This window comes from Nostoc sp. DedVER02, assembly GCF_034530675.2.
Taxonomy (GTDB): Bacteria; Cyanobacteriota; Cyanobacteriia; order Cyanobacteriales; family Nostocaceae; genus Nostoc.
The window spans coordinates 161871-188019 of record NZ_JAVRCP020000001.1 but is presented as its reverse complement, the minus strand read 5'-3'; the positions used below and the strand labels follow the sequence as shown (position 1 = coordinate 188019).

Sequence of the window (26149 nt, the reverse complement as noted above, 5' to 3'; positions counted from 1 at the left end):
GTTGTCTTTAATCAATATTATGAGTAGTGGAGAAATTACTTCAAAGCCAGAATTGGTAATTGAAGCTGGACGTAGTGAAGAGCAGTATTGGAAAGACTTGTGGCGCTATCGAGAGCTATTCTATTTTTTGGCTTGGCGTGACATTCTAGTGCGCTACAAACAAACAGTGATTGGTATGCTCTGGGCACTAATTCGACCATTTTTGACCATGATCGTATTCAGTGTCATCTTCGGAAACTTGGCGAAATTACCTTCAGAGGGAACAGCGCCTTATCCAATACTGGTATTTGCTGCCTTGTTACCCTGGCAGTTTTTTTCTAGTTCCCTCAGTGAGTGTAGCAATAGTCTAATTAGTAATGCCAACTTGATTTCTAAAGTATACTTTCCCCGCTTAATTGTGCCTGCTAGTTCGGTGATTGTTAGCTTTGTAGACTTTCTAGTTTCTGCGATAATTCTCTTAGGACTTATGGCTTGGTATGATTTTGTTCCTAATTGGCGGATATTATTATTACCCTTATTTATAAGCATTGCCTTTACTGCTTCATTAGGAGTAGGGCTGTGGTTAGCAGCTTTAAATGTGGAATATCGAGATTTCCGCTATATTGTGCCATTTATTGTGCAGTTTGGTTTATACATATCGCCCGTTGGTTTTAGTAGCAGCATTGTGCCAGAGCAATGGCGTTTACTTTACTATTTAAACCCAATGGTGGGCGTTATTGATGGCTTTCGCTGGGCAATTTTAGGGGGAGAGTCCAAACTTTACTGGGCTGGATTCACACTATCTCTAGGACTAGTTGCCTTGTTACTAGTAAGTGGCATTTGGTACTTCCGCAAAATGGAACGGACATTTGCTGACGTAATTTAGTAAGGACTGTGCAGATGTCTGAGAATATGATTAGTGTTGAGAATTTAAGCAAAAAATATATTATTGCTCACCAGCAAGAGCAAGGTCGTCGCTACAAAGCTTTGCGGGATGTAATTGCTGATGGTGCTACAGCTTTTACCAAGGCATTTATAAAACCTGGGGGCAAAAAAATGCCCAGCCCAACGCGGGAAGAATTTTGGGCATTAAAAGATGTTTCCTTTGAGATTCAACAAGGTGAAGCCATTGGTGTTATTGGACGCAATGGAGCCGGGAAATCCACCCTTTTAAAGGTTCTTAGCAGGATTACCGAACCAACAAGGGGACGTATCACCATTAAAGGGCGAGTAGCAAGCTTATTAGAAGTAGGGACGGGATTTCACCCAGAACTTACGGGACGGGAGAACATTTATCTCAACGGTTCTGTTCTGGGGATGAGTAGAGCCGAAATTAAAAAGAAATTTGATGAAATAGTAGCCTTTGCGGATGTGGAAAAGTTCTTAGATACTCCAGTCAAGCGATATTCTTCAGGAATGTATGTCCGCCTTGCTTTTTCCGTTGCAGCCCATTTAGAGCCAGAGATTTTAATTGTCGATGAAGTTTTGGCTGTAGGCGATTCGGCATTTCAGAAGAAGTGCTTGGGGAAAATGGATGATGTCGCAACGAAAGAGGGAAGAACAGTTTTATTCGTCAGTCATAGTATGCAAGCTATTTCTCAACTCACCAAACGTTGCATACTACTTTCTAAGGGTAGTATTCAGTTTGAAGGTGATACTAGCAAAGCAGTACAGTTATATCTGGCTGGTGGGCAAAAAGATGATTCCAAGGCAGAGGCTTATTATCAAGCTCCAGCGAACAAAACTGGCAACCATATAGCTTGGGCAAAAATCCATACCTCTCAAGAGCATGGAATTCACGATTGGGGCAAACCAATAACTTTTGAGTTTGCACTTCACGTCAGCAACCCTCACGAAAGCTTGCGTTTTTCCTTCCAGGTTGTCAGTGCTCTGGAACAACCTATTTGTGCGCTCTATTTTTTTGAAGCTCATCAAGCTGCATTTTGCCGAGAGAAAGGAACATTTCTTCTTCGGTGTGAGATCCCAAAATTCAGGCTCTACATGGGTTCTTACACCTTAAGAACTTGGTTGGGGCATGGGGCTAATAGCAGAATTTTGCTGGAAAACTTAAGAGAGATTTGTCCGTTTGAGATTTTAATGCCTACTATCGAGCGACCAGACGATCCGTGGCAAGCAGATGAAGGTACTTATATAGAAGATGCCATTTGGCAAGTTACTTAATCTCAAAAAATGTGATTAAAATTCTTTAATAATTTCAAAATATTACAAATTATGGCAATAAATAATGATGTCCAGTTAGGCAAAAATGTCAAAATTTTTCATCCCCATCTTGTGAACCTCTACGGTTGCGTTATTGGTGATGACACGAAAATTGGTACATTTGTGGAAATTCAAAAAGATGTCACTATCGGTAGTCGGTGTAAAATATCATCGCATAGTTTTCTGTGTGAAGGGGTGGTACTAGAAGATGAAGTCTTTATTGGCCATGGAGTCATGTTCACTAATGACCTTTATCCGCGTGCAACCAATGAAGATGGCAGTTTAAAAACTGAAGATGATTGGTATACAGTTAAAACTTTAGTAAAACGCTGTGCATCTATTGGTAGTAATGCTACCATCCTGCCAGGTGTAACTATTGGTGAAAAAGCGATCGTCGGTTCTGGAGCAGTTGTAACTCATGATGTTCCTGATAATGCAATTGTAGTTGGAGTCCCCGCTCGTGCGATCGGGGATGTGCGCGATGGGCTGCGACCCTCTGTAGAAAATCGCCTAAATTTAGAAATATCAGCTAGTAATTTGTAAGAGCCTTAAGTTTTGTGTACGCAATCTATTTATAGATATTAAGTAACTTCTTGGTGGACTCTGAAGCATTGCAAAGATAAAAGTAATTTCCAATTCACCCAGAAACTATGACCACCTTTTAGTGGCAGTAGTTGATAGTGCATAAAAAGTAAATTTTGATTAATTAAAAACAATGGCAAATATTATTAAGCTCGGTGTAATCGGCTATGGTTATTGGGGCCCAAATCTGGTAAGAAATTTTGTAGAAATGCCAGGAGTTCAAGTTAGAACAGTCAGTGATTTTAGCCCACAACTATTGGCAAAGGTACAAGCTCGTTATCCGACAATCCAAGTTACTAAAGATTGTCGAGACATATTTACAGATCCCCAGATTGACGCTGTAGCGATCGCCACACCAGTTTCAACTCACTTTGAATTAGCTTTAGCTGCATTGCAAGCTGGTAAACATGTCCTGGTAGAGAAGCCAATGACAACTACCTCCGACCAAGCAATGCGGCTGATTGAAGAAGCAGAAAAACGCAACCTAGTCTTAATGGTCGATCACACCTTTGTCTATACGGGTGCTGTCCGCAAAATGCACGATTTGATCGCCACTAATTCCTTGGGTGATATTTACTATTACGATTCTGTCCGCGTCAACCTGGGACTGTTTCAGCATGATGTTAATGTCATCTGGGATTTGGCAGTCCACGACCTCTCAATCATGAGCTATCTACTGCCATCTCAACCTTATGCTATCTCTGCTACAGGCATCAGCCATGTTCCTGGAGAACCAGAAAATATCGCCTACTTGACCTTATTCTTTGAAAAAAATCTCATTGCTCACATCAATGTCAATTGGTTAGCACCAGTGAAAATTCGTCGCACATTGATTGGTGGTAGTCAACGGATGATTGTTTACGATGACTTAGAACCAAGTGAAAAAGTCAAGATTTACGACAAGGGTATTACAGTCAATGGCAACTCCGAAAGCGTGTACCAAATGATGATTGGTTATCGTACAGGGGATATGTACTCACCCAAGTTAGATATGACAGAGGCATTGAAAACAGAGGGATTGCACTTCATTCATTGTATTGAACAAGGCGATCGCCCAATTACTGATGGAGAAGCAGGACTGCGGGTAGTCAGAATTCTCGAAGCTGCATCCCAGTCTCTCAAGCAGCAAGGCCGATTAATTGAACTGAATGTGGCAGAGGTAGCAGCGTGATTCCATTTGTAGACCTAAAAACTCAATACTTGAGTATTAAAGACGAAATTGATACTGCTGTTTTAAAAGTACTTGCAAGTACACAATTCGTCTTGGGGAATGAAGTCAAAGCCTTTGAAGAAGAGTTTGCCGCTTACTGCAATGCAGATTATGGCATTGCTGTCAATACAGGTACTAGCGCCCTCCATTTAGGATTATTAGCAGCAGGCATCGGTGCGGGTGATGAAGTGATTACCGTGCCTTTCACCTTCGTTGCGACCACAGCAGCAATTTGTTATACCGGAGCCACCCCTGTTTTCGTAGATATCGATCCTATTTCCTACACAATAGATGTTACCCAAATTGAAAAAGCGATAACCGAACGCACTAAAGCAATTTTACCCGTGCATTTGTACGGTCAACCAGCAGACATGGAGCCAATTTTGGACATTGCTCGCCGTCATGGTTTGGCCGTTATAGAAGATGCCGCTCAAGCTCACGGCGCTGAGTACAAGGGGCAACGTGTAGGTAGTATCGGTGACATTGGCTGTTTTAGCTTTTACCCTGGTAAGAATTTAGGGGCTTACGGTGAGGGAGGCATGGCAGTCACCAATAATCCTGAATATGCCCAGACTATGGGAATGCTGCGCGACTGGGGTCAAGAACGCAGGTATCACCATGTATTGAAGGGTTACAACTATCGCATGGATGGAATTCAGGGAGCGATTTTACGGGTGAAGTTACGCTACATCGAAGACTGGACAGAAGCAAGAAGAACACACGCAGTCCACTATGACCAACTTTTGGCTGAATCTGGTGTAGGTATACCTACTGTAATGCCTTACAGCCGTCACGTTTACCATGTCTATGCAGTGCGATCGCTCCAACGAGATGCATTGCAACAACAGCTACAGGAGCAAGGAGTCCAGACAGGCATTCATTATCCTATTCCCGTACACTTGCAACAGGCTTACGCTGATTTAGGACACGAAGCGGGGGATTTTCCGCACTCAGAAGCAGCATCTAGAGAAGTGCTATCTCTACCTATGTATGCAGAACTCACTACAGAATTACAAACTCAAGTCGTAAAAGCGGTAATTAGCTCAACATGACTGAAACTTTCGGTAATGCCAGAAAGAAGTGTGGGATTGGTAAATCTAATGATATGTAGGATAACTCAATTTTGGAGAAAACAACAATGATCGAATCAACAGAGCAGTTGGTCTCTAAAAGAGAACTAGAGCAAATAAAGACTGAGTATCTTAACCCAACCAAAGATAGAGGAGTTGACCAAAAAATATTAAATTTGATTTCAGATGTGGTCATATCTAGGCTGAACGGTGAACGCATTTTGGAGTTAGGTGTTGGCGATCAAATTTGGACTCCAAAACTATTGGAAAAGTTTGCTGATGTAACGAGTATAGATGGCTCGTCAGGCTTGTTAGCTGCCATGCAGGAAAAATTGGTCGATCAACCTGCTGGCAAGCAATGGACACCAGTATGTTCTCTTTTCGAGGACTATCAGCCAGACCAGCCTTTTGACACTGTCCTGGCAACATTCGTTCTTGAACATGTAGACAATCCTTCGCTGATTCTCCATCTGGCTTACCAGAATTGGCTAAAACCGGGAGGTCAATTAGCAGTTGTAGTGCCTCACGCCCTCAGTTTACATCGTCGTTTGGCAGTCAAGATGGGCTTGGCTTCCTATCCGGGAGAATTAGGTGAATTAGACCGACGTATAGGACATAAGCATGCTTTTATATTTTACGAGATGGAAGAACTAATCTTAGAGGCTGGGTTCCAGATTATTGAGAAAAAGGGAATGTTCACTAAGGCGTTACCTAATAGCATGCTTGTTTCTTGTAGCGATCAACAGCTACAGGGCTTGTTCGAGTTAGGTTTAGATCTTCCCATTGAATACTCAGCAACTATTTACTTTTTGGCACAAAAAAATTAAAATTACTTTTCTAACTTTTGTATTTTGTACATTACTACAATGCGTCTTTACATACTCAAGACCACCAATTAATTAAGCATCTGAATGACTGAAACTTTCACCCTTCAATTTATCGGTCACGCGGGCATTTTCCTCAAGACTCCTAGTGTAAAACTACTGTGCGATCCTTGGCTTAGTGAAAGTGGTGCTTTCCTGCATACTTGGCATCAATACCCACCTAATGATTTTATTGAGCGGCAAAGCCTGTATGATGCAGATTATTTATATATCAGCCATGACCATGATGACCACTTTGACAAGGATTTTCTCAGAGACTTTCCTAAAGACAAAGTAACTGTTATTATTGCTGACTTTATATCAGACACTTTTGCCCAAGAAATTGCTCATCTTGGCTTCCCACGAATTAAGCAGTTACAGGATTGGGAAGAACACAAACTAGGTGATAACCTGAATGTCTTGATTGTTAAAGACTCTTCATTGTACAAGATTGATTCAGCATTACTGATCAAAGTAGGCAATACAAATATCTTGCACAAAAATGACTGTCATATTCCAGATGAAGATATTCCCAAATATCGGAGTCATGGAATTGATTTGCTGTTTGCCCAATTTTCTGGGGCAATGTGGTATCCAGCGACCTATGCCTATGGAGTTAAAAAACAGCAACAGATAGCAGCCAAGCTGAAAAAGGATATGCTAGATAACTTGGTTAACTTTGCCAATGGCATTGATGCCAAAGAGATTGTCCATTCTGCCGGGCCACCTTGCTTTTTAGAAGATGAGCTATTCCACCTGAATTTTTCTGAAAACGGTATTTTCCACGACCAATGGGATGTTTATCAAGAATTAGCGACCAGACTTAATGGTAATTTGCAACTGCTTTTGCCAGGAGATGACGTAGCGATCGCCTCTGATGGTAAATTGCAAGTTAAATCCCTATGCCAGAGTTTTGATTTTAGCGAAAAAGTATCCCTGCTAAATGAATACAAGCGCCAGAGAACTGACATTATTCAATCCTACCTCAAGAGTTTGCCACAACCAGGTCTGGAATTTATGCAAAAATTCACAGACCACCTCCAGCAGCTATTCTCTGCAAGCAATTACCTGACTAATAAAGTCAATGCTCTCGTCAAGTTCATCCTCACTGGTGATATCGGTGGCTGTGTGTATGTTGACACCCGCAATCAGCATTTTGCGGTTATGCAATCATCTATAGAGACTCCGAATTATCAGTTTACCATTGACAGCGCGATCGCGAATCTTCTTGTAGAAGGCAAGGAGGAATGGGAGGATTTATTTTTAAGCATGAGGTTTGCGGCAAAACGTCGACCAGATGTCTATAACTGGCCTTTATTCGCCGTTCTACGTTATGGCAAGGAACCGCAGTTGATTGCCCAAGTTGAAAATGTAATGAGAGAAGCCGAGAATGAAACAATTCTGGTGAGAGATGAGTTTGAAGAATACCAAGTTCAACGTTATTGTCCTCATGCTGGAGCCGATCTTTCTCATGCCAAGATCCAAGATGGCAAATTAATTTGTCCGAGGCATCAATGGGTCTTCGATCTTCATTCTGGCGAGTGCATTGTCGGCGGCAATATGCCTCTGAAAGTTTGTGAAAGTAGCCATGAGAAACCAAGAGTACTGAAATAGCTGATATCTACTTTATTGTTGTTTTTAAATCTTCTTTGTGAGTAATTTTTAGAGAGGTGTTTTATGTCTAATATTTTGGAACAGTACCGCTATCTATGGCCAAGAACCAGCTTACAGACTGATGCTAATTGGCGAATGATAGAAGATAAATTTTATATCCGGGATTTGCCAGAAAATCTCGAAGAACTAGCAAATGATAGTCGATGGCCGGCTTTTTTCCCTTGTCCAATTTGTTTAGTTACTACTGCTGATGGTTCCCAAATTGGCCTAGAAAAAGTTGTCGGAGCCTCAATAGTCAATAGATTTCCCTATGTTTTAGCTCTGAGCTTTTGTACTCAAGAGCTATCACAACGACATCATGTCCGACGCGCCTTCACTGATATGCTGGAAAGCAGTGGTAGCGTTGCTGTCCAGTTTCTCCCTCCGGGCGATCAACTTGACACAGCCATGAATGCAATTGCTACCGTACCCGAAGAAAAGACTCACTCACGCATTGCTTATTCGGGATTAGCAACACACAAAGCGTTAACAAATGACGCACCTGTGTTTGACTCTGCATACATGGTTTACGAAGCAAAACTTGTTAAGCCTGGTAAAGATTTTGAAGGTCAAGCAATTTATTCTCAACCTTGGCTTGACCTTGGTAGCCATAAAGTTTATTTTCTCGAAATCAATGCCATTCAACTGCGACAAGACATAGCCCAAGGCCGTAGTCAAATCCTCTGGCGCAGTTTGCCAGCTTGGGAACCACAGCACGAACTTCAGAAGAGTGTATCTGTGACAGAGAACCAGATTCAAGATAACGGTTACAAAAAAGGATATACACCCCACTACGCCTTTCCATCGGCAGGTACAATCGCCTTTGAAGCCGATGTTGTGGAAAACGGCATGGCGATTCAGTATCTTTCTCCCTTAGCAGAAGATCAAGTAGAAGTCGATAACGATAGAGCTCGCTGGCCTTGCTTCTTCCCATCATCAGCAGGCATGATTACTTCTTGGGCTGAAGATGGAACTCCCAATCTCATGCCTTGTGGGTCAACAACAATTTTAAGCAGACATCCATTGGTAATCACACCTTGCATTTCCTACGCCCAGATTAATGAACGTTATGCTCCGCGTGTAAGTTTGGATATTATCCGCAAAACTGGCAAATTCGGTTGCGGTGTGCCCTTTATTAACGATGTTGTGATTGATGCCATCAAGTACGCAGGTAATATTTCTCTTGCCAAAGATCCGCAAAAGATTGCAAGGTCAGGATTGCAAGTAGAGCCAAATGACTGGGCACCTGTTTTACCTGCTTTACCCATACACTTTGACTGTCAAGTTATAGGTGAGGTAACTTTAGGAACACATATTATGTTCCTCGGAGAAGTTCGCCAGATACGAGTTCGTGCAGATGTAACACCAGAAAATCCCATAGAATGGCTTCCTTGGGCGAATGTATTACCAGTAAATGGCTAGTCGTGATTATGACAACCATCTGAGATCATTTAGGCGATTCCGAAACTAGTTCAGAAGGCAGAAGTACGAAGGTAGAAGGCAGAAGGCAGAAGGAAACCCATGTTTAAAAACGTGGGATTGATCTTGGATACTTTGTATCTTGCGCTACGCGTATCGATACAATTCTTTTTTGAAACTGGGCTTTAGACCCAGCAAATGAGTGTTTTTATTGATGCTCCTTTCATAAAAGCCCTCTGCCCTCTGCCTTTTTTGTAAAATAAAGGCAGATTGATTGTAATCAGTGCTTAAGTTTGCATACATCAATATGTAACTATTACTCGATATATAGTGGACAAAGCTTTCAAGCATGGATATGGGCGCTAGAAGTGTTGCAGTAGTGGAGGTCATTAATGTCTAATGTGCCTAATGTGAGAATACAGGTGGTTAAGGCTGTCCACGGTTCACAAAAACTAAAACAAGATCCTGACTTTGAAATCGGATTAGCAGAGCACTTACGTACTCAGTACGATCGCAGTGCATTACTTGATTTGTACGGACGCTTTGCACTTGGTGAAGGTGATTATGACATATTGATGCGGCGAGTCATTTGGCGTGCAATGGCTCGTCAGTTTGGACATGGCGTGCATATTGATACTAATGTAAATTTTAAACACTTAGAAACCTTTGAGATTGGCAACGGAGTGTTTATCGGCGGACAAACATATATCCGGGGATGGTTTAAAGGTAGATGTGTTATTGGCAACAATGTTTGGATTGGGCCGCAGAGCTACTTTGATGCTAGAGACTTAATTATCGAAGACTATGTAGGCTGGGGTCCAGGAGCAAAAGTTTTATGTTCATCCCACACTGGATTACCGATAGAGGCTCAGATAATCCAAACAGATTTTGAGGTCAAATCCGTAAAAATTGAATCAGGAGCTGACATTGGCGTAAATGCAATTATCCTGCCAGGAGTCACAGTTGGCAAAGGTAGCATTGTCGGAGCGGGAGCAGTGGTCACAAAAGATGTACCACCATATGCGATCGTTGCTGGTGTTCCTGCTAAGTTTTTACGCTGGCGAGAAGGATACGAATCAAACAAAAACATAGAAGATGAAAAATAAGCGAATTTTATTAATTATTGGGGGTCTGTCGTGATAGCTTCAAAACTTGATGTTTTATCGATTCAGCACCACACAGAGTCAATCTTACAAAATGGTTTCACGGTTTTTCCGAATCAGCTTGATCAAAGCTGGTTAGATAAGCTAAATGCAGCTGCCGACCTTGCGACTATTGCGGTCGATCGCGCTCTTTCCTCTGGTATTAGGCTCTCTCATACTTTGCCCAGCTCATACATTTGTGCGGCGCGACGTTTCTATTGCTGGGATCAATCTGCGCGCGATCTCCTAGATCATGACACAGTTCACCTGCTCAGTTCTGCCGTTCTTGGTGAAACGAGGTTATGGGACATGACACTCCTGGAAGCACGGCATCTCCCTGAGGAAACAGATATCGATGCATTCGACTGGGATCAACATATCGAGGGCTTCGATTGGCATAGAGACTTTGAGGTTTCCCACGCCCAATCGTACCTGTGGATGTTTTTCTGTTTAACGGATACTACTGAAGAGAATGGTGCAACTTGGGTAATACCGGGCACACACCGTCAGGAAATTTCCGCAAGATACTCTGTAGAACAACTCAGATCCAGTCGACCGTCATCTGCGGTACAGCTGACTGCCAAGGCTGGAGATCTCGTTGTCATAGATCCAACTATGATTCATTCGGTGGGACAGAATCGAAGCCGTAGCAATCGACGGCTTCTACTGGTTGGACTTTGTCGAGTTGACCACAATCCACTCATGAACCATTGGGCTGTCGTACCTCCCAAGCGGAGGGTACAGTTCTCTCCTCGGGGACAAGCTCTTCTTCAGACGAATAACTGGAGGCTTGATCCCGATTGGGAAGTGCTGCCCGAAAACTGGCAACGACCAATAGATTGGGATCTGAGGAGAAACGCTTCTCAGCTATGGAGACGCGCTAAATCGGCTTTCAAGGGGTTGCGAGAGTCTGTATGATGGTCGCCCAGCATTTGTATCGCGCAAATGGTGACTCCAAGTTGAAGAGTGATTGAAAACGTTTATTTTGCAAGCAGAGTAATTAATTCTAGGCGACTACTTAGCTGGCAACTTAGCATCTGTATCAGTAAAGAGTCGTTGGTGAGCCAGATCAAACCTTTTAGCAGTTTGTTTGTTCAAAGGCGATCGCTCAATGCTGCTAGTTAGGAAAATTAACTATTTATAAACCTTAGTAATTAAACTTTATAGCAAATGGCTGTTTTATTTACCAATCAAGTTCCGACTATTCCCAATTTTACTGATGGTGTTTCCTTTGAATTGGGCATGAAATTCCGCAGCGCCAAGGTAGGACAGATTGCCGGTATTCGCTTCTGGAAAGCCCCTAGCGAGACAGGAACTCATACTGGCAAAATCTGGACAGCAACAGGACAGCTTTTGGGAAGCACTACTTTTACTAACGAGACGGCTTCTGGCTGGCAGGAACAGCTTCTAGAACCGCCAGTTAACATCCAAGCTAACATAACCTATGTGGTCTCTGTCAACGCCAACGCTTATTTTGTGGCCACTTATGATGAACTAGAGATCCCCATAGTCAATGGGGATCTCAGCTCGGTGGCAGACGGCAACAATGGGATGTTTAATGTTAGTGCAAATTCTTTCCCAAGCAGTTCTTTCCGGAATAGCAACTATTATCGCGATATCAACTTTGTAGCTGTCTCACTGCCGACGATTACAAAGATCGGTGGCGACAATCAGATTGGTGCGTCTGCAACTCCCTTGCCTAATCCCTTCGTTGTTCAGATCAAGGATGGTACTGGCAATCCTCAATCTGGGGTCACAGTCAACTTTGCCGTTACTGCTGGTGGGGGGTCAGTCTCGCCTGGAAGTGCAGTTACTGATGCTAGCGGTCAAGCTAGTACCACCTTAACGCTGGGAAGTGCTTTTGGAGCAACCAGTGCTGTGACTAATACTGTCAGTGCTACTGCGACCGAAATCGGTAGCGTTACCTTCTCAGCCGCTGCTAGTCCCTCAGGAGATAGCCAAAATATCCTGACGACTCAAGTACCGAGCATTTCAGATTTCACCGATGGGGTTCCCTATGAATTAGGCATGAAATTCCGCAGCGCCAAGGGAGGACAGATTACCGTCATTCGCTTCTGGAAAGCCCCTAGTGAGACAGGAACTCATCTTGGCAAAATCTGGAGGGCAACAGGAGAGCTTTTGGGAAGCATCACTTTTACTAATGAGACAGCTTCTGGCTGGCAGGAACAGCTTTTAGAACCCCCAGTTAATATTCAAGCTAATACCATTTATGTGGTCTCTGTCAACGCCAACGCTTATTTTGTCGCTACTTATGATCAACTGGGCAGTTCCATAATCAATGGCGATCTCAGCTCAGTGGCAGACAACAACAATGGGGTGTTTAATGTTAGTCCCAATTCTTTCCCAAGCAGTTCTTTTCGGAATACTAACTATTATCGCGACATCGCCTTTGTCGTTGGCAGTACTTTGGTTAAAGTCAGTGGAGACAGTCAGACGGGGACGACGGGGGTGACTCTGCCGAACCCCCTAGTGGTACGAGTCGTAAACGCTCAAAATAATCCCCAGTCAGGAGTCACAGTCAACTTTGCCGTTACCGATGGTGGGGGGTCAGTCTCGCCCGTTAGTGCAGTCACCAATGCTAGCGGTCAAGCAAGCACGAACTTAACCCTGGGATCAGTACCTACTGGACCTGGAGGAGTAGTAGTCACCGCAACGGTGTCTGGCATCGGCAGTGTCACCTTCTCCGCTTCAACAACTCCAACCAACCCCAATGCCATCTATTTGGAAAACTTAAATCCCGGCACAATTAACTGGAAGCTTGTCAACATCGGTAGTGGCGAGATCGCCGGCTATGCCTCGGCGACTAGTGTCAACAAAGGAGAATCGCTAGACATTAAAGTTTCTCTTGGACAAGCTGGACAGTTTACCATCGACGTGTATCGCTTGGGCTACTATGGTGGCAAGGGAGGAAGGCTGATAGCGAGTAGTGGTTCACTCAATGGTACGACCCAACCTGCCTATACTCAAGACCTCAATACCAACTTGGTCGAGTGTAACTGGACAACTTCCTACGTCTTGCAAGTAGGTAATAACTGGACTAGTGGTATTTATGTAGCCAAACTGACCGAACAGGCGACTGGCAAAGAGGCGCATGTGTGGTTTGTGGTGCGCGATGATAATAGCAGTGCTGATGTTCTGTTCCAAAGCAGCGTTTCCACTGTCTTGGCTTATAGCCCTACAGGAGGTCATAGCTTATATCCATTCAATAGTGTTGGGGGACAGAGAGCATTGAAGGTTTCTTACGACCGACCATATTGGCAATCGTATAGTGCAAGCTCCCAAGAGTTTGATACCCCACTGCGAGTGGAATACAATATGCTGCGTTGGCTGGAATCTCAAGCATATGATGTTACCTACGTCACAAACATGGATGTCCACACGAACTCCAACCTGTTGTTGAATCACGAAGTCTTCCTGTCTGTGGGTCATGATGAGTATTGGTCTAAAGAAATACGCGATCATGTTGAGAATGGCCGCAACGGCGGCAAAAATTTGGCATTTTTCTCTGCCAATACTGCTTATTGGCGTGTGAGGTTTGAAAATTCCACTCTTGCTGCTGGGCAAGTGAAACCTGATCGGGTGATGGTATGCTACAAAGGCGATTGGGCAGAAGATCCAGTTGTCCAACAGCAGGGAACATCAGCAGCCACTAATAAATATCGCAGCCCTCAAAACAATCGCCCAGAAAATGCCTTGTTGGGAGTCATGTATACTGGTGCTTTTTTTGGGCCACCTTGGTATAAAGGCTTCAATTATGTAGTCAGTAATAGTTCAGATCCTTACTATGCCTACACTAATCTCCAGCAAGGAGATAGTTTAGCTCTATTAGTAGGCAATGAATGGGATGCAGTTATCAATAATGGGTTTACCCCTCCTGGTCTTGTTACTCTTTCTGAGTCACCAGTAGTTCCTGATGGTATTGCTAATGAATTTGAACCATCCAATGAACCAGGCTTGCCCGCTAACACTAACTACAATATAGCTAATTCAGTCCGCTACACGACCAGTAGTGGAGCTAAAGTCTTTGCCATCGGATCTAATCAGTGGGCGTGGGGGCTAGACAGCGATGGTGTCAGCCCAGCGAGGGAAGATATTCGTGCCAAGCAAATAACTGTTAACGTCCTAGCAGATATGGGAGCTAAACCCCAGGCGCCAAATGCAAACCTCATCGTTCCTTAAAGCATCCCCCAAGGAGTATGTATCGTGACACCATTAAAACGCCGAGAATTTACCCAACTGGCTGCGGCTAGTTTGACTTCCACTATTGTTACCGATCTCTCTAGTAAAGCGCTTGCTCAAAAGAGTCAGGAGGTTCTTTATAAAGCCAAGCTTCTTAAGACATCCAATGATTTAAATCGAGAAGACCAAACTCCACCAATAGAACTGAGCGCTGCTGATGTGAAGACGGGAAAGGTTGTTTCTAGAATTAATGTGCCAGCTCAGTTTGTGGATAATCCATTATCTGTACCGAAAAAGTTTCGGGCTTTCTTTACCGATGAAGCTGACCGGATTACGAAATTGACAGCACTTGGAGATGGGAATCTAGTAATGTCTACAGTCTCTATAAAGAGAAATGGTTATTTCAACCGTCTGCTTTATACTGTCGGAGGTGCTAAAACCTCTCAATTTAGAGCGAAAAAAGTTCTAGATTTGAAGACATCTAATCAGACTATTGAAAGCTTGTTAAGCCTTCCTAAAAATCTACTTTTGTGCATAGTCGGAATTGAGGGTATCCCGCCTTTTTCGTTCAGAATCATTGATTCGAGAAACGGGAAAATTATTTCTGGGGATGAGCTAAATCTACCTCCATTGCCGCCTAGCAATCGATTCGCTAACCTCTGCCAAGATCCGAAGGGAAATATTTTCGCAACCGAGATCAGCTCAGAAGGTATGCCCATTTTAATATCGATGAATTTGGAGGATAAAGCTGTAGTTACGGGCAAGGTCAAAATTAAAAGACTGAACCCACTAAACTTTGAAGGACGCCCTCTATTAAACGATGTTAGAGACTTGAACTTCTCTGCCTCGGGTCAATTGTATGCGGTTGCTGGGGACAAAAGTGGAAAAAAGACTCGCCTGTTTACGGTAGACGTGAAAAGTGGCAAGATGGGGCTAGTAAATGATGATTTTGGAACTGAAAAGTTTGCATTTTCTGTCTAATACAACTTGGTAAAAATCTACTCGAAAAACAGACTATTTTTTCTAAAAAAATGCAAAATAATCGCGTATTAATTACAGGTGGCGCAGGTTTAGTTGGCTCACATATTGCTGATTTGCTAGTTAAAGAGGGAGTTGCCGAAATTATTGTTTTGGATAATTTCACCCGCGGACGACTTGCGAACCTGGCCTGGGCAAAAGAACATGGTCCTCTGGTGATTGTTGAAGGGGATATTCGGGATCAAAAACTTTTAGGGGAAGTGATGCAAGGTGTAGATTATGTTTTTCACCAAGCAGCAATCCGCATTAACCAATGTGCTGAAGAACCCCGTTTGGCGTTGGAAGTGCTAGCTGATGGCACGTTTAATGTTTTGGAGGCCGCAGTCAAAGCGAAAGTAAAAAAAGTAGTCGCCGCTTCTTCTGCTTCTATTTATGGAATGGCAGAGGATTTCCCCACTACGGAATCTCACCATCCTTATAATAACCGTACCCTTTACGGTGCAGCTAAGGTCTTTAATGAAGGATTATTACGTAGTTTCTACGAGATGTACGGTTTAGACTATGTAGGACTACGCTACTTCAATGTCTACGGTCCGCGTATGGATATTTACGGTGTTTATACTGAAGTACTGATCCGGTGGATGGATCGGCTCGCCGCAGGTCAACCACCACTGATTTTTGGTGATGGTAAGCAGACTATGGACTTTGTGTACATTGAAGATATCGCCAGAGCCAATATTTTAGCTGCTAAAGCTGATGTCACAGACGAGGTATTTAATATTGCTAGTGGTGTAGAAAGCAGTTTGGATGACCTCGCCCATACCTTAGCTAAGGTAATGGGATCAGACTTGCAGCCAGAATATACTTCAGAACGCAAAGTTAACCCCGTACAACGGCGACTTGCAGATGTAAGCAAAGCTGAGAAATTATTGGGTTTTGCAGCAGAAGTGTCTTTAGAAGAGGGATTACGTCGGTTGGCGAATTGGTGGCATTCGGAAAAGCAGACGAAGGAAACAAGTAATGTCTGAAATAAAACAAAATATACCGATCGCTAAACCTTGGATGGGTGAAGCTGAGGCAGAGGCAGCTAGGCGGGCAATTATTTCTGGGTGGGTAACGCAGGGGCCGGAAGTCTTGGCTTTTGAGCAAGATTTTGCAGCTTATGTAGGCGCAAAATCTGCTTGCGCTGTTTCCAATTGTACAACAGCCCTACACCTAGCGTTGTTAGCTGTGGGAGTACAGCCTGAGGATGAAGTGATTACTGTGAGTCATTCCTACATTGCTACCGCCAACACCATCCGCTACTGTGGGGCAATCCCCGTGTTTGTGGATATTGAACCACAGACATATAATATTAACCCGGTGTTAATTGAAGATGTAATTAGTGATCGCACCCGCGCGATTTTAGTAGTCCACCAGATGGGGATGCCTTGTGACCTGAAGGCAATTTTGGATATTGCCCACAGTCACAATTTACCAGTAATTGAAGATGCAGCCTGTGCCATCGGTAGTGAAATTCTCTGGGATGGACAGTGGGAGAAAATTGGCAAGCCACATGCAGATATCGCTTGCTTTTCTTTTCACCCCCGCAAAGTAATCACTACTGGTGACGGTGGGATGCTGACCACAAATAATCGCGAATGGGACAAGCAGTTTCGCCTCTGGCGGCAACATGGGATGAGTGTCCCTGATACTGTACGCCACAAAGCAAAACAGGTCATATTTGAAACATATCCTATGTTGGGCTACAACTACCGCATGACTGATATTCAAGCAGCAATCGGGCGAGAACAACTCAAACGTCTGCCAGAAATTGTAGAACGTAGGCGTTATTTGGCACAACGATATCAGGAAAAGCTAGTAGATGTCCCCGGATTAAAATTACCCACTGAACCAACTTGGGCTAAGAGTAACTGGCAGAGTTTTTGTGTACGACTAACAGAGAAATTCGACCAGTTACAGGTCATGCAGGAAATGCTAGATGCTGGTATTTCCACGCGGCGGGGAGTTATGTCCGCTCATCGGGAAAGAGCTTATCAAACGGAAACTTGGTCATGTGGAGTTGATCCAAAAGCTTGTGAGTGTGAAGTTGGAAAATGCGATCGCCTTTCTGAAAGTGAACAAGCACAGGATCATGCCATTATTTTGCCACTTTTCCATCAGATGACTGAACAGGAGCAGGAAAATGTGGTTGAAGTTCTGAAAATTGCTTGCCAGGCTTGAGTGTAGTGATGTAGCAAAATATAGCAAAGGAAATATCAAAGAAAAATGTTACCTTATGGAAAAAATAGCTAACGATACACTCAGCCTTTGGCAAGAAGAAGGCAGCCACCTGATTCAAAAAAACTTCAAGGTGTTTCGTAGCCTTGTCGATCAAACAAGAGATTATGTGCAGCGTGGTAAGTATAATCAGGCAGTTGTATATGGGCAAAGTGCAGCTTTATATGCATTTTTGCAACATTGTGGTTTTTTTTTCAGTCCAGAACTGGAGCAACTTTTTCTCGCCCTTGGACAAAAAACAATACCAACAGGCTCTGATTCTAGAAATAAAATCTCACTGCGTGGAAAAGTCAATCATATTTTGCATGTTGCCACTAGTGTACATAGTATTGGTGGACATTCCAGAATGATTTGGCGCTGGATAGAGCAAGATGACCAGCGTTCACACTCTCTTGTATTGACGCAGCAACCATCAGTATTAGTACCCAAAACCATCAAAGATGCGATACTTAAGACTCAGGGTAAGATCTACTCACTGACGGAAACAATTGGTGATGTGATTTCCTGGGCAAAGCGACTACGCCAAATAGCATTATCGGCTGATATTGTTGTACTGCATATAATGCCAGGTGATGTTATTCCCTTAATTGCATTTTCAAATAAAGAGCAATCTCCACCTGTTATTTTTGTCAATCATGCCGATCATGGTATGTGGTTAGGAGCGAGTATTAGTGATGTAGTTGCCAATCTCCGTTTTTCAGGTATGCGTTTATCGCAAGAGCGCAGAGGGATAGCACCAGAGCGTAACAAGTTACTTCCAATTATTTTAAATCCTCATCATAGAACTTTAACTCGTGTAGAGGCAAAGCGAAAACTTGGCATTGCTGAAAACAGCGTTTTACTACTATCAATTGCTAGATCAGCCAAGTACAAAACAACTGATGGAATTAACTTTGCTGATGTACATGTTCCATTACTAGAGCGATATCAGCAAGCTATTTTAGTAGTTATTGGGGTGAATCCGAGCGAAGATTGGTCTACGGCGATTCAAGATACTCAAGGAAGAATTAAAAGATTTCCAGAGCGTGAAGATACTGACATTTTCTTCCAAGCTGCTGACATATTTGTTGACAGTTTCCCAATTACTTCTAACACATCACTGCTGGAAGCAGGCAGTTATGGTGTACCTTTGGTGACTCGTTTTCCTTACCCAGATGCATATAGAATCGCTGGTCCTGATGCACCAGGTTTTGATGAACATTTGATTCGCGTGCGCAATTTGGAAGAGTACACAGCAGTCTTATCTCACTTACTGGAAGATGAAAAATTTAGATTATCTATTGGTGAACAGACTCAGAAAAACATCATCAAAACACACATCGGCAGCGGCTGGCAAAGTTCTTTAGAAGATATGTATTTACAGGCAACTACCCTTCCCCGAATAACTTTAGCCTCTGAGACAATGAAAGATCAAATGTTCATTGGCGAGCCGGATGTATTATTACCTAAAATTTTTTCTTATGCCACAGGTAAAGACAAAATTAATATTGACGAGTTGATTCAACTACATCCATTTTCTCAAACATTTACTCAAAAGTTGCGCGTATGGATCAATACGGTCAAAATATATGGCATTGGTCGGGGCCGAATCCAACTCCTATTACCTAGTTGGTTTTACTGGCGCTTAAAAAAATTAATATCTGTGAATTAGGCGAAGTTCGTAATCACTGGTAATGGAAACTACTAAATAAACTTCATGAATGTTCTGCACATCAATCAATCTGATATTGGTGGAGGAGCCGCGATCGCAGGCTACCGACTACATGAAGGTTTGCTAGCTCAAGGAATGAATTCGCGCTTGTTGGTAGGAGAAGTTAAAACAAGCAGCGATCGCGTCGCACCTGTCCCCAGTTCTAAGCGCCGGATTGAAAATCAACTTTATCGCTTCGCTTGGCGTTTTGGACTTAACTATATTAACCTGCTCGGCAGTTTTGATATTCCCAAGCTGAGCTTTTATCAAGAGGCAGATGTCCTTAATTTTCATAACCTTCATACTGGCTACTTCAACTACCTGGCAATTCCCTCACTGACAGAAACTAAACCAGCGGTTTTTACACTCCATGATGTGTGGAGCTTTACCGGACATTGTGCCTATAGCTATGATTGCGATCGCTGGAAAATCGGTTGTGGCAAATGTCCCTATCCAGACACTTATCCTGGGATTGGCAGAGATAGTACCCGTTGGGAGTGGAAACTCAAAAACTCGGTTTACAGCCGCTCCAATCTGACTATTGTGACTCCTAGTGGTTGGCTGACTGAGCAAGCGAAGCAAAGTATGCTTAACCACTTTCCCATTCATCACATCCCTTATGGGATTGATACGGAAGCTTATCAACCTCTTGATTGTGAGCAATGTCGTTTGCTGCTTGGCATTCCAATAAGTAAAAAAGTTTTGATGTTTGGCGCTGCAAATATTACAGATTCTCGTAAAGGGGGTGACTTACTATTAAAAGCGCTACAAAGCTTGCCAGAATCTCTGAAAGCTGATATTTTGCTTGTGACTATCGGTGATGGTGGTGAAGTAATCTCAGAGTCAGTAGGAATACCCAATCTGAATCTAGGCTATGTGAGTAGCGATCGCCTTAAGTCCATTGCCTATTCTGCTGCTGACTTATTCATTTTTCCCACGCGTGCAGATAATCTTCCCTTAGTACTGCAAGAAAGTATGGCCTGCGGCACTCCAATGGTATCCTTTAAAATCGGCGGTGTCTCCGATTTAGTGCGCCCAGGTGTCACAGGCTACTTAGCAAACCCAGAAGATGCTGAAGATTTATCTAACGGCATTGTCCAGCTTTTAGAAGATCCTCAACAGCGCGATCGGATGAGTCAAAACTGTCGAGCGATCGCCTTAAAAGAATATCCATTAGAACTACAAGCTAAACGATATATTCAGCTATATCATCAAATTTTGCAAACCTAAACTAGAAGTCACCAGATGAATACCTTTAGGGCTTACAACCATATCTCTCATAAAGAAATATATATTCAATGAAGGAATTAGTAATAATGAGTTGCCCAACCCTAAATGAACTTCCTCCTCCACCACTAGGAAAAACTGGTTGGCCTTGGACAGAAGGCACTCGACCGTTACCTCCAAAAATGCCAGATGGCTCCGAATGGCCAAAAATTAGTATAGTTACGCCTAATTATAACTATGGGCATTTTCTAGAAGAAACTATTCGTTCTGTGTTACTTCAGGGTTACCCTAATTTGGAATATATTGTTGTTGATGGTCTGAGTACTGATAATTCAGTTGAGATTATTAAAAAGTATGAGCCTTGGTTGACATATTGGGAAAGTGAAAAAGATCAAGGCCAATCCAATGCAATTAATAAAGGTTTTAAAAAAGTAACAGGCTCGATTTTAAATTGGTTAAATAGTGATGATGCGTTAATGCCAAATGCCTTAAATGTATTAGGGGAAATCTTTTCTTTAAATCCAGATATTGACTGGATTAGTGGAGGACGACTCCTCAAAGATGAAGATGGTACTTTTAGAGAACTACATTTAGTCTGGCAAAAAAGTTGGCCAATGTACACTATTGGACTACCAGATTTTCCACAGGAAGCAACTTTTTTCTCTGCTGACATTTGGAAATCCACAGGTGGTTTAGACGAAAGCTTAGAATGTGCTTTAGATGTTTTCTTTTTTTATAAAATGCTTTTATACAGTAAAATAGGTGTTTTTACACAATCTCCTATTTCTGTGATGAATATTCACAGTCAACAAAAAACTTACAGATTAGAAATTACAGGTCGTCAACAATACGAAAAAAAAATAATTCAATTAATGATAGGTAAACACGAAAGCCAGATTTGGCAACGCTTGTTAAAGACAAGATTTTCAGACATTGTTTTTCAAGTTTTAAAATTATTTGTAATTTTCAAAGCTAAAAAGCAATTTAAAATTGCTGTGTATAGTTACTGGAATGAAAATACTGATTGCAACAATTGGTTTTTATCAGATTTTTCCGGAATTTAGATTCATAATTAACTAGTGCTGATATTGCAGATTGAGTAGTGAAACCATTAGTTTCCGTTATAATTCCTTGCTATAATGCCGAACGCTTTCTCACAGAAACTATTGAAAGTGTCTTCTCCCAAACCTTTACCGATTATGAAATCATTTTGGTTGATGATGGTTCAACAGATGGCACAGCAGAGGTGATTAAATCCTTTGGTTCTAAAGTTCGAGCAGAATTCGGTTCCAACCGAGGAGCAAGCGCAGCTCGCAACCACGGAACAGCTTTAGCTAAAGGTAAGTTTATTCAGTATCTCGACGCTGATGATTTGTTACGGAATAATGCTTTAGAACGAAGAGTGAATGCTTTAGAGGTTAGTAATGCTGATGTTGCTTACTCAGATTGGCAAAGATTAGAGGAGAATGAAGCAGGTGAATTTTCGCTCGGTAACGTCATTGCAAGGCAGATTGAAGATGTTCATGCTGACAGCGAGATTGCCTTGTTTACTGATTTCTGGTCACCGCCTGCGGCCTTACTTTACCATCGTCGAATCGTAGAAGCCATTGGTGCTTGGAATGAATCGCTCCCCATCATTCAAGATGCTCGCTTTCTCTTAGATGCAGCTTTGATGGGCGGTAAATTTGTTTATGTCCCTGGTGTACAAGCTGATTATCGAGTTCATAAAGCTAATAGTTTATCTCGCCGTAACCCGACTAAATTTGTTTTAGATTGTTTCAATAATGCTTGCCAAGTAGAGGAGTTCTGGAAAGTTAATGGTGGCATAACTCCAGAACGTCAAGTCTCACTAGAGAAAGTTTACGGAGGAGTAGCGCGATTTTTCTTTGAGTACGATCGCTCCAAGTTCTACGAAATCCTGACTAGAATTCACAATTTAAATCCAAACTATCTTCCTTCAGGCCCAAGAACTTTACGCCAGCTTTCAAAATGGTTTGGATATGAACAAGCTGAGGCGATCGCCTTTAACTATCGTCGCCTGAAACACTTTGTTCACAGCTTAACCAAGAAGCTTCCCATTACTTCGACCTAACGTGAAAGTCATTCAAGTTCCGTTCTGTTTTTATCCCGACCCTGTAGGCGGTACTGAGGTATACGTGGAAGCGTTATCTCGGTACTTGCAGCAACAGGGAGTCGAGGTTTTGATTGCGGCTCCTGGGGAAGTTAATCAATCCTATTTATATAATCAGCTAAGAGTACGCCGCTATGCAATATCGAATCAAGTCGAAAATCTACGGGAAATTTATGGAGAAGGCGATCGCCAAGCTGCTTTAGAATTCAGCCGCATCCTCGAAGCAGAACAGCCAGACTTGGTGCATCTCCATGCATTTACCAGCGGCGTTTCTCTAAGCTTAGTGCAAGCTGCTAAACAACGGCAAATCCCTGTTGTGTTTACCTACCATACTCCTACCGTAAGTTGCTTGCGGGGAACGCTGATGCAATGGGGGACAGAGATTTGTAATGGAAAGGTAAATTTAAAAACCTGTAGCCAGTGTACGTTACAGGGGTTGGGACTGGATCAAACTAGTGCCAAGGCGATCGGTAGTCTACCACCCCAGTTAGGACGCTGGCTAGGTAACTTGAATTTACAGGGGGGTGTCTGGACAGCTTTGCGAATGACCGAATTAGTCAGTCTCCGTCATACAGTTTTACATACTCTACTGTCTGAAGTTGCCCATATTGTGGCAGTATGCAATTGGGTCAAAGATGTGCTGCTAGTCAACAACGTTCCGGCAAAAAAAATTACCGTCATCCGCCAAGGGCTTTGTCACAACCTACCCGAAAAAGCCAATTCTAGCCATGAGTGCCTTCAAGCAACCTTAAACATTGCTTTCTTTGGTCGGCTTGACCCCACAAAAGGAATCCATATTTTAATTAAAGCCTTAGGAGGAGTACCTCAGTTACCAATCTGCTTAGACATCTATGGCATTTCCCAGGCGAATAATGCTTATCTACAAGAATTACAGACTCTAGCAGCCAAAGACCCCCGGATTACTTTTAAACCGCCAGTGCCTGCTGAAAAAGTTATGTCAACTTTGACAGACTATGATTTGTTGGCTGTGCCATCCCAATGGTTAGAGACCGGGCCAATGGTGATTTTGGAAGCTTTTGCCGCTGGAGTTCCTGTCATTGGTTCTAACTTAGGCGGCATTGCCGAATTGGTTGAACATGAAGTCAACGGTATTCTCATAGAACCGACTTCTATTGCCGCTTGGAGTCAAGCGTTACAGCGATGCCAGGATAGAGATATGCTGAAGCGGTTGAGTGTTGGTATCAAGCCTCTGCCAACAATGGAGACAGTAGCAAGGCAGATGTTGTTAATTTATCAGACCACAATTGCACAGTATTTATAAAAATTTTTAGTTGTTCAATCTTATAAAAATATGCCAAAAATTCAGGAAAATGAATCTATAAAATCACTCAGAAAAATTGCTCAAAAACTAGGTTTAGGTAAAGCATTACTGCAAATTCATCAATTGAGAGCGCTGACTTTGAAAGGAGCTTTCAAACTTAATTTAGCTAAAAGCCGCTACCTCAAAAAAATACTGACAGCAAAGCCAATTCCAGCAGGTGAAGGGGCGATCGAAGTACATATGCTCCTACATCACAAACGTATCTATGAAGGTTTGTGGGCATTATATTCATTTGCTTACTTTTGTGACAAACCATGTCGGATAGTCGTTCACAATGATGGATCGCTAACTAATATAGATTTAGGATTACTAAATCAATTGTTGCCCCAATGTCAAGTTATAGACAGAGAAACAGCCAATTCAGTAGTACTAAATTATTTTCATCAAGCAGGATTAATAAAATGTGCCCAATTCCGGGAAAAACTTATATTTGCACTAAAACTATTTGACCCCTTCTTTTTTTCCAAGAATAGAGCCTTTATTTTGCTCGATTCTGACGTATTATTTTTTTCTCGCCCTCAAGAGTTGCTTGATGGCATAGAAGCTAATGAAAATCCTGCCGATCTAACTAATTTATACTCTGTAGATAATAGTTATAGATATTCCCTCCAATCAACAGAGTTGGCAACTTTATTAGGGAAAGATTGTATAGAAAGATTTAACCCTGGCGTACTTAGAGCTTATCAAGGTACTCTGGATTTTATGAGGATAGAGCAATATCTGCAATGTAAAGATTTTTGGAATGAAGATGGAACTGCTAATTATTATGCTGAACTGACCCTATGGGCTATGGAACTAACTAGATCAAATGCCTTACCTTTACCAAATACTTACGCTATTTGCCCCGATCCTAAGTCACCGAATGTTGTATCTGGGCATTATTGTGGCGGTGGGTATTGGGCAAGTTTGTTTTATACTCGTGGGTTGCCTTGCCTAGCGTCAAGTTTTCTTGATTAATATTGATGTGGTTCTATAGAAATGTTGGAAAATAGAGAGCAAAAAAAGTTTTTTGTATCGCGTATTTTGTATATACAATACACTAACCCAGGAGGCTATCCGCCCTTAGAGCAAAGTTCCACTATTCTAGCGCAGGCAGGTTGGGAAATTCAATTTTTAGGAATTGAAGTGTTTGGGGCATCAGCTTTATGTTTTCCATCCCATCCTCAGATTGCAGTACAACTAATGCCTTTTTGTTCATCAGGCTGGCGACAAAAGTTGCATTACTTGCAATTTTTTGTTTGGGTGTTAATTTTGACATTACGCTGGCAGCCTCAATGGATATATGCATCAGATTTATTATCTTGTCCAGTTACTTTATTGTTGAGTTTTTTACCTAATATCAAAGTTGTTTATCATGAACATGATTCACCTAACACTACAGCCGAAAGTTGGTTTATTCGCTTTTGTTTGAATACTCGCAAATGGTTAGCAAGCAGAGCTAAAATATGTATTCTCCCAAATCAACAAAGGTTAGAGCAGTTCTCCTCGGATACAGGCGTTAAGCATAATCTTTTTTGTGTATGGAATTGTCCCGCACAAACTGATGCTATTCCTCGGCGTTTATCTGCATCAGAAGATGGTTTGCAAATTTTGTATCACGGTTCTATTGTGCCATCACGTCTACCAATAGCTGTTTTAAAAGCTCTGGCAATGTTGCCTGCTAATGTAAAATTGCGTGTCATTGGCTATGACACAATTGGTCATCAAAGTTATACACAAGAATTACAAGAAATCGCTAAAGAATTGGGAATTGATAGCCGAGTGAATTGTGTGGCTGCTATGCCCCGATATGAACTTTTAAAATGGTGTCGAGAGTGTGATGTTGGGCTGGCATTCATGCCAATAAATGCCAATGATATTAACCAGCAACGCATGGTTGGTGCATCAAATAAGCCCTTTGACTACCTCGCTTGTGGGCTGGCATTACTAGTTTCCGATCTCCCCGAATGGAATAAAATATATGTAGAACCTGGTTACGGATTGGCTTGTAATCCTGACGATCCAGAAAGTATTGCTGCTAGTTTTAAATGGTATCTAGAGCATCCCGTGGAAAGGCAAGAAATGGGCGATCGCGGTAGACAGCGTATTTTCAATGATTGGAATTATCAGCAACAGTTTATGAAGGTTAGTGATAGGTTATGTCAGTATTAAACCAATAAAAAA

Annotated in this window: 21 protein-coding genes; all 21 read left to right on the top strand. The window is 42.4% G+C overall.

The features are described from left to right. Window positions 1-19 precede the first annotated feature (19 nt). Complete coding sequence (locus RMZ41_RS00790) at window positions 20-865, top strand: ABC transporter permease (protein WP_322643558.1); 846 nt, start codon at window positions 20-22, stop codon at window positions 863-865. A 14-nt stretch (window positions 866-879) separates the two neighbouring features. Further along, on the top strand, window positions 880-2160 hold the full coding sequence (locus tag RMZ41_RS00785) for a polysaccharide ABC transporter ATP-binding protein (RefSeq protein WP_322643557.1): 1281 nt from the start codon (window positions 880-882) through the stop codon (window positions 2158-2160). A 51-nt stretch (window positions 2161-2211) separates the two neighbouring features. Next, window positions 2212-2742, top strand: a complete 531-nt coding sequence (locus RMZ41_RS00780) for an acyltransferase (RefSeq protein ID WP_322643556.1) — start codon at window positions 2212-2214, stop codon at window positions 2740-2742. A 172-nt stretch (window positions 2743-2914) separates the two neighbouring features. After that, on the top strand, window positions 2915-3952 hold the full coding sequence (locus tag RMZ41_RS00775) for a Gfo/Idh/MocA family oxidoreductase (RefSeq protein WP_322643555.1): 1038 nt from the start codon (window positions 2915-2917) through the stop codon (window positions 3950-3952). Continuing rightward, window positions 3949-5043 (top strand): DegT/DnrJ/EryC1/StrS family aminotransferase, encoded by a 1095-nt coding sequence (locus RMZ41_RS00770; RefSeq protein ID WP_322643554.1) that lies wholly within the window; start codon window positions 3949-3951, stop codon window positions 5041-5043. Before RMZ41_RS00775 ends, RMZ41_RS00770 begins: the two co-directional genes overlap by 4 nt. Window positions 5044-5129: 86 nt before the next feature. Continuing rightward, on the top strand, window positions 5130-5888 hold the full coding sequence (locus RMZ41_RS00765) for a class I SAM-dependent methyltransferase (protein ID WP_322643553.1): 759 nt from the start codon (window positions 5130-5132) through the stop codon (window positions 5886-5888). An 84-nt stretch (window positions 5889-5972) separates the two neighbouring features. After that, on the top strand, window positions 5973-7538 hold the full coding sequence (locus RMZ41_RS00760; protein ID WP_322643552.1) for a Rieske 2Fe-2S domain-containing protein: 1566 nt from the start codon (window positions 5973-5975) through the stop codon (window positions 7536-7538). A 63-nt stretch (window positions 7539-7601) separates the two neighbouring features. Continuing rightward, window positions 7602-8999, top strand: coding sequence for a flavin reductase (locus RMZ41_RS00755; RefSeq protein WP_322643551.1), 1398 nt, complete (start codon window positions 7602-7604; stop codon window positions 8997-8999). Window positions 9000-9388: 389 nt separating this feature from the next. Further along, the gene (locus tag RMZ41_RS00750) at window positions 9389-10102 is read left to right on the top strand and encodes an acyltransferase (protein WP_322643550.1); all 714 of its coding nucleotides are present in this window, start codon (window positions 9389-9391) and stop codon (window positions 10100-10102) included. 30 nt (window positions 10103-10132) lie between these two features. Then, window positions 10133-11056, top strand: a complete 924-nt coding sequence (locus RMZ41_RS00745) for a phytanoyl-CoA dioxygenase family protein (protein ID WP_409874688.1) — start codon at window positions 10133-10135, stop codon at window positions 11054-11056. A gap of 252 nt (window positions 11057-11308) precedes the next feature. After that, a complete protein-coding gene (locus tag RMZ41_RS00740; protein ID WP_322643549.1) occupies window positions 11309-14338 on the top strand; it encodes a N,N-dimethylformamidase beta subunit family domain-containing protein in 3030 nt (1009 codons plus the stop codon). Window positions 14339-14362: 24 nt separating this feature from the next. Next, window positions 14363-15319 carry a hypothetical protein gene (locus RMZ41_RS00735; RefSeq protein ID WP_322643548.1) on the top strand — a complete coding sequence of 319 codons (957 nt, stop codon included), beginning with the start codon at window positions 14363-14365 and terminating at the stop codon, window positions 15317-15319. A gap of 50 nt (window positions 15320-15369) precedes the next feature. Further along, window positions 15370-16344 (top strand): NAD-dependent epimerase/dehydratase family protein, encoded by a 975-nt coding sequence (locus RMZ41_RS00730; RefSeq protein ID WP_322643547.1) that lies wholly within the window; start codon window positions 15370-15372, stop codon window positions 16342-16344. Next, window positions 16337-17539 carry a DegT/DnrJ/EryC1/StrS family aminotransferase gene (locus RMZ41_RS00725; protein ID WP_322643546.1) on the top strand — a complete coding sequence of 401 codons (1203 nt, stop codon included), beginning with the start codon at window positions 16337-16339 and terminating at the stop codon, window positions 17537-17539. Before RMZ41_RS00730 ends, RMZ41_RS00725 begins: the two co-directional genes overlap by 8 nt. Next, on the top strand, window positions 17523-19247 hold the full coding sequence (locus tag RMZ41_RS00720) for a glycosyl transferase family 1 (protein ID WP_322643545.1): 1725 nt from the start codon (window positions 17523-17525) through the stop codon (window positions 19245-19247). The genes RMZ41_RS00725 and RMZ41_RS00720 overlap by 17 nt, the downstream gene beginning before the upstream one ends. Before the next feature lie 45 nt (window positions 19248-19292). Continuing rightward, window positions 19293-20516, top strand: a complete 1224-nt coding sequence (locus RMZ41_RS00715; protein ID WP_322643544.1) for a glycosyltransferase family 4 protein — start codon at window positions 19293-19295, stop codon at window positions 20514-20516. A 68-nt stretch (window positions 20517-20584) separates the two neighbouring features. Then, complete coding sequence (locus RMZ41_RS00710) at window positions 20585-21577, top strand: glycosyltransferase family 2 protein (protein ID WP_322643543.1); 993 nt, start codon at window positions 20585-20587, stop codon at window positions 21575-21577. A 38-nt stretch (window positions 21578-21615) separates the two neighbouring features. Further along, entirely contained in the window at window positions 21616-22605 is a 990-nt protein-coding gene (locus RMZ41_RS00705) for a glycosyltransferase (RefSeq protein WP_322643542.1), read from the top strand. A 1-nt stretch (window position 22606) separates the two neighbouring features. Continuing rightward, a complete protein-coding gene (locus RMZ41_RS00700) occupies window positions 22607-23926 on the top strand; it encodes a glycosyltransferase family 4 protein (RefSeq protein WP_322643541.1) in 1320 nt (439 codons plus the stop codon). 30 nt (window positions 23927-23956) lie between these two features. Further along, window positions 23957-24943, top strand: coding sequence for a hypothetical protein (locus tag RMZ41_RS00695; RefSeq protein WP_322643540.1), 987 nt, complete (start codon window positions 23957-23959; stop codon window positions 24941-24943). A 21-nt stretch (window positions 24944-24964) separates the two neighbouring features. Continuing rightward, window positions 24965-26137, top strand: a complete 1173-nt coding sequence (locus RMZ41_RS00690; protein WP_322643539.1) for a glycosyltransferase — start codon at window positions 24965-24967, stop codon at window positions 26135-26137. Window positions 26138-26149: the final 12 nt, after the last annotated feature.

Bases quoted from the DNA above. Each gene is read 5' to 3' on its own strand.
- RMZ41_RS00755 (WP_322643551.1), top strand. From the start codon at position 7,602: ATGTCTAATATTTTGGAACAGTACCGCTATCTATGGCCAAGAACCAGC.
- RMZ41_RS00730 (WP_322643547.1), top strand. From the start codon at position 15,370: ATGCAAAATAATCGCGTATTAATTACAGGTGGCGCAGGTTTAGTTGGC.
- RMZ41_RS00760 (WP_322643552.1), top strand. From the start codon at position 5,973: ATGACTGAAACTTTCACCCTTCAATTTATCGGTCACGCGGGCATTTTC.
- RMZ41_RS00780 (WP_322643556.1), top strand. From the start codon at position 2,212: ATGGCAATAAATAATGATGTCCAGTTAGGCAAAAATGTCAAAATTTTT.
- RMZ41_RS00790 (WP_322643558.1), top strand. From the start codon at position 20: ATGAGTAGTGGAGAAATTACTTCAAAGCCAGAATTGGTAATTGAAGCT.
- RMZ41_RS00765 (WP_322643553.1), top strand. From the start codon at position 5,130: ATGATCGAATCAACAGAGCAGTTGGTCTCTAAAAGAGAACTAGAGCAA.
- RMZ41_RS00725 (WP_322643546.1), top strand. From the start codon at position 16,337: ATGTCTGAAATAAAACAAAATATACCGATCGCTAAACCTTGGATGGGT.
- RMZ41_RS00785 (WP_322643557.1), top strand. From the start codon at position 880: ATGTCTGAGAATATGATTAGTGTTGAGAATTTAAGCAAAAAATATATT.
- RMZ41_RS00740 (WP_322643549.1), top strand. From the start codon at position 11,309: ATGGCTGTTTTATTTACCAATCAAGTTCCGACTATTCCCAATTTTACT.
- RMZ41_RS00715 (WP_322643544.1), top strand. From the start codon at position 19,293: ATGAATGTTCTGCACATCAATCAATCTGATATTGGTGGAGGAGCCGCG.
- RMZ41_RS00710 (WP_322643543.1), top strand. From the start codon at position 20,585: ATGAAGGAATTAGTAATAATGAGTTGCCCAACCCTAAATGAACTTCCT.
- RMZ41_RS00695 (WP_322643540.1), top strand. From the start codon at position 23,957: ATGCCAAAAATTCAGGAAAATGAATCTATAAAATCACTCAGAAAAATT.
- RMZ41_RS00690 (WP_322643539.1), top strand. From the start codon at position 24,965: ATGTTGGAAAATAGAGAGCAAAAAAAGTTTTTTGTATCGCGTATTTTG.
- RMZ41_RS00750 (WP_322643550.1), top strand. From the start codon at position 9,389: ATGTCTAATGTGCCTAATGTGAGAATACAGGTGGTTAAGGCTGTCCAC.
- RMZ41_RS00775 (WP_322643555.1), top strand. From the start codon at position 2,915: ATGGCAAATATTATTAAGCTCGGTGTAATCGGCTATGGTTATTGGGGC.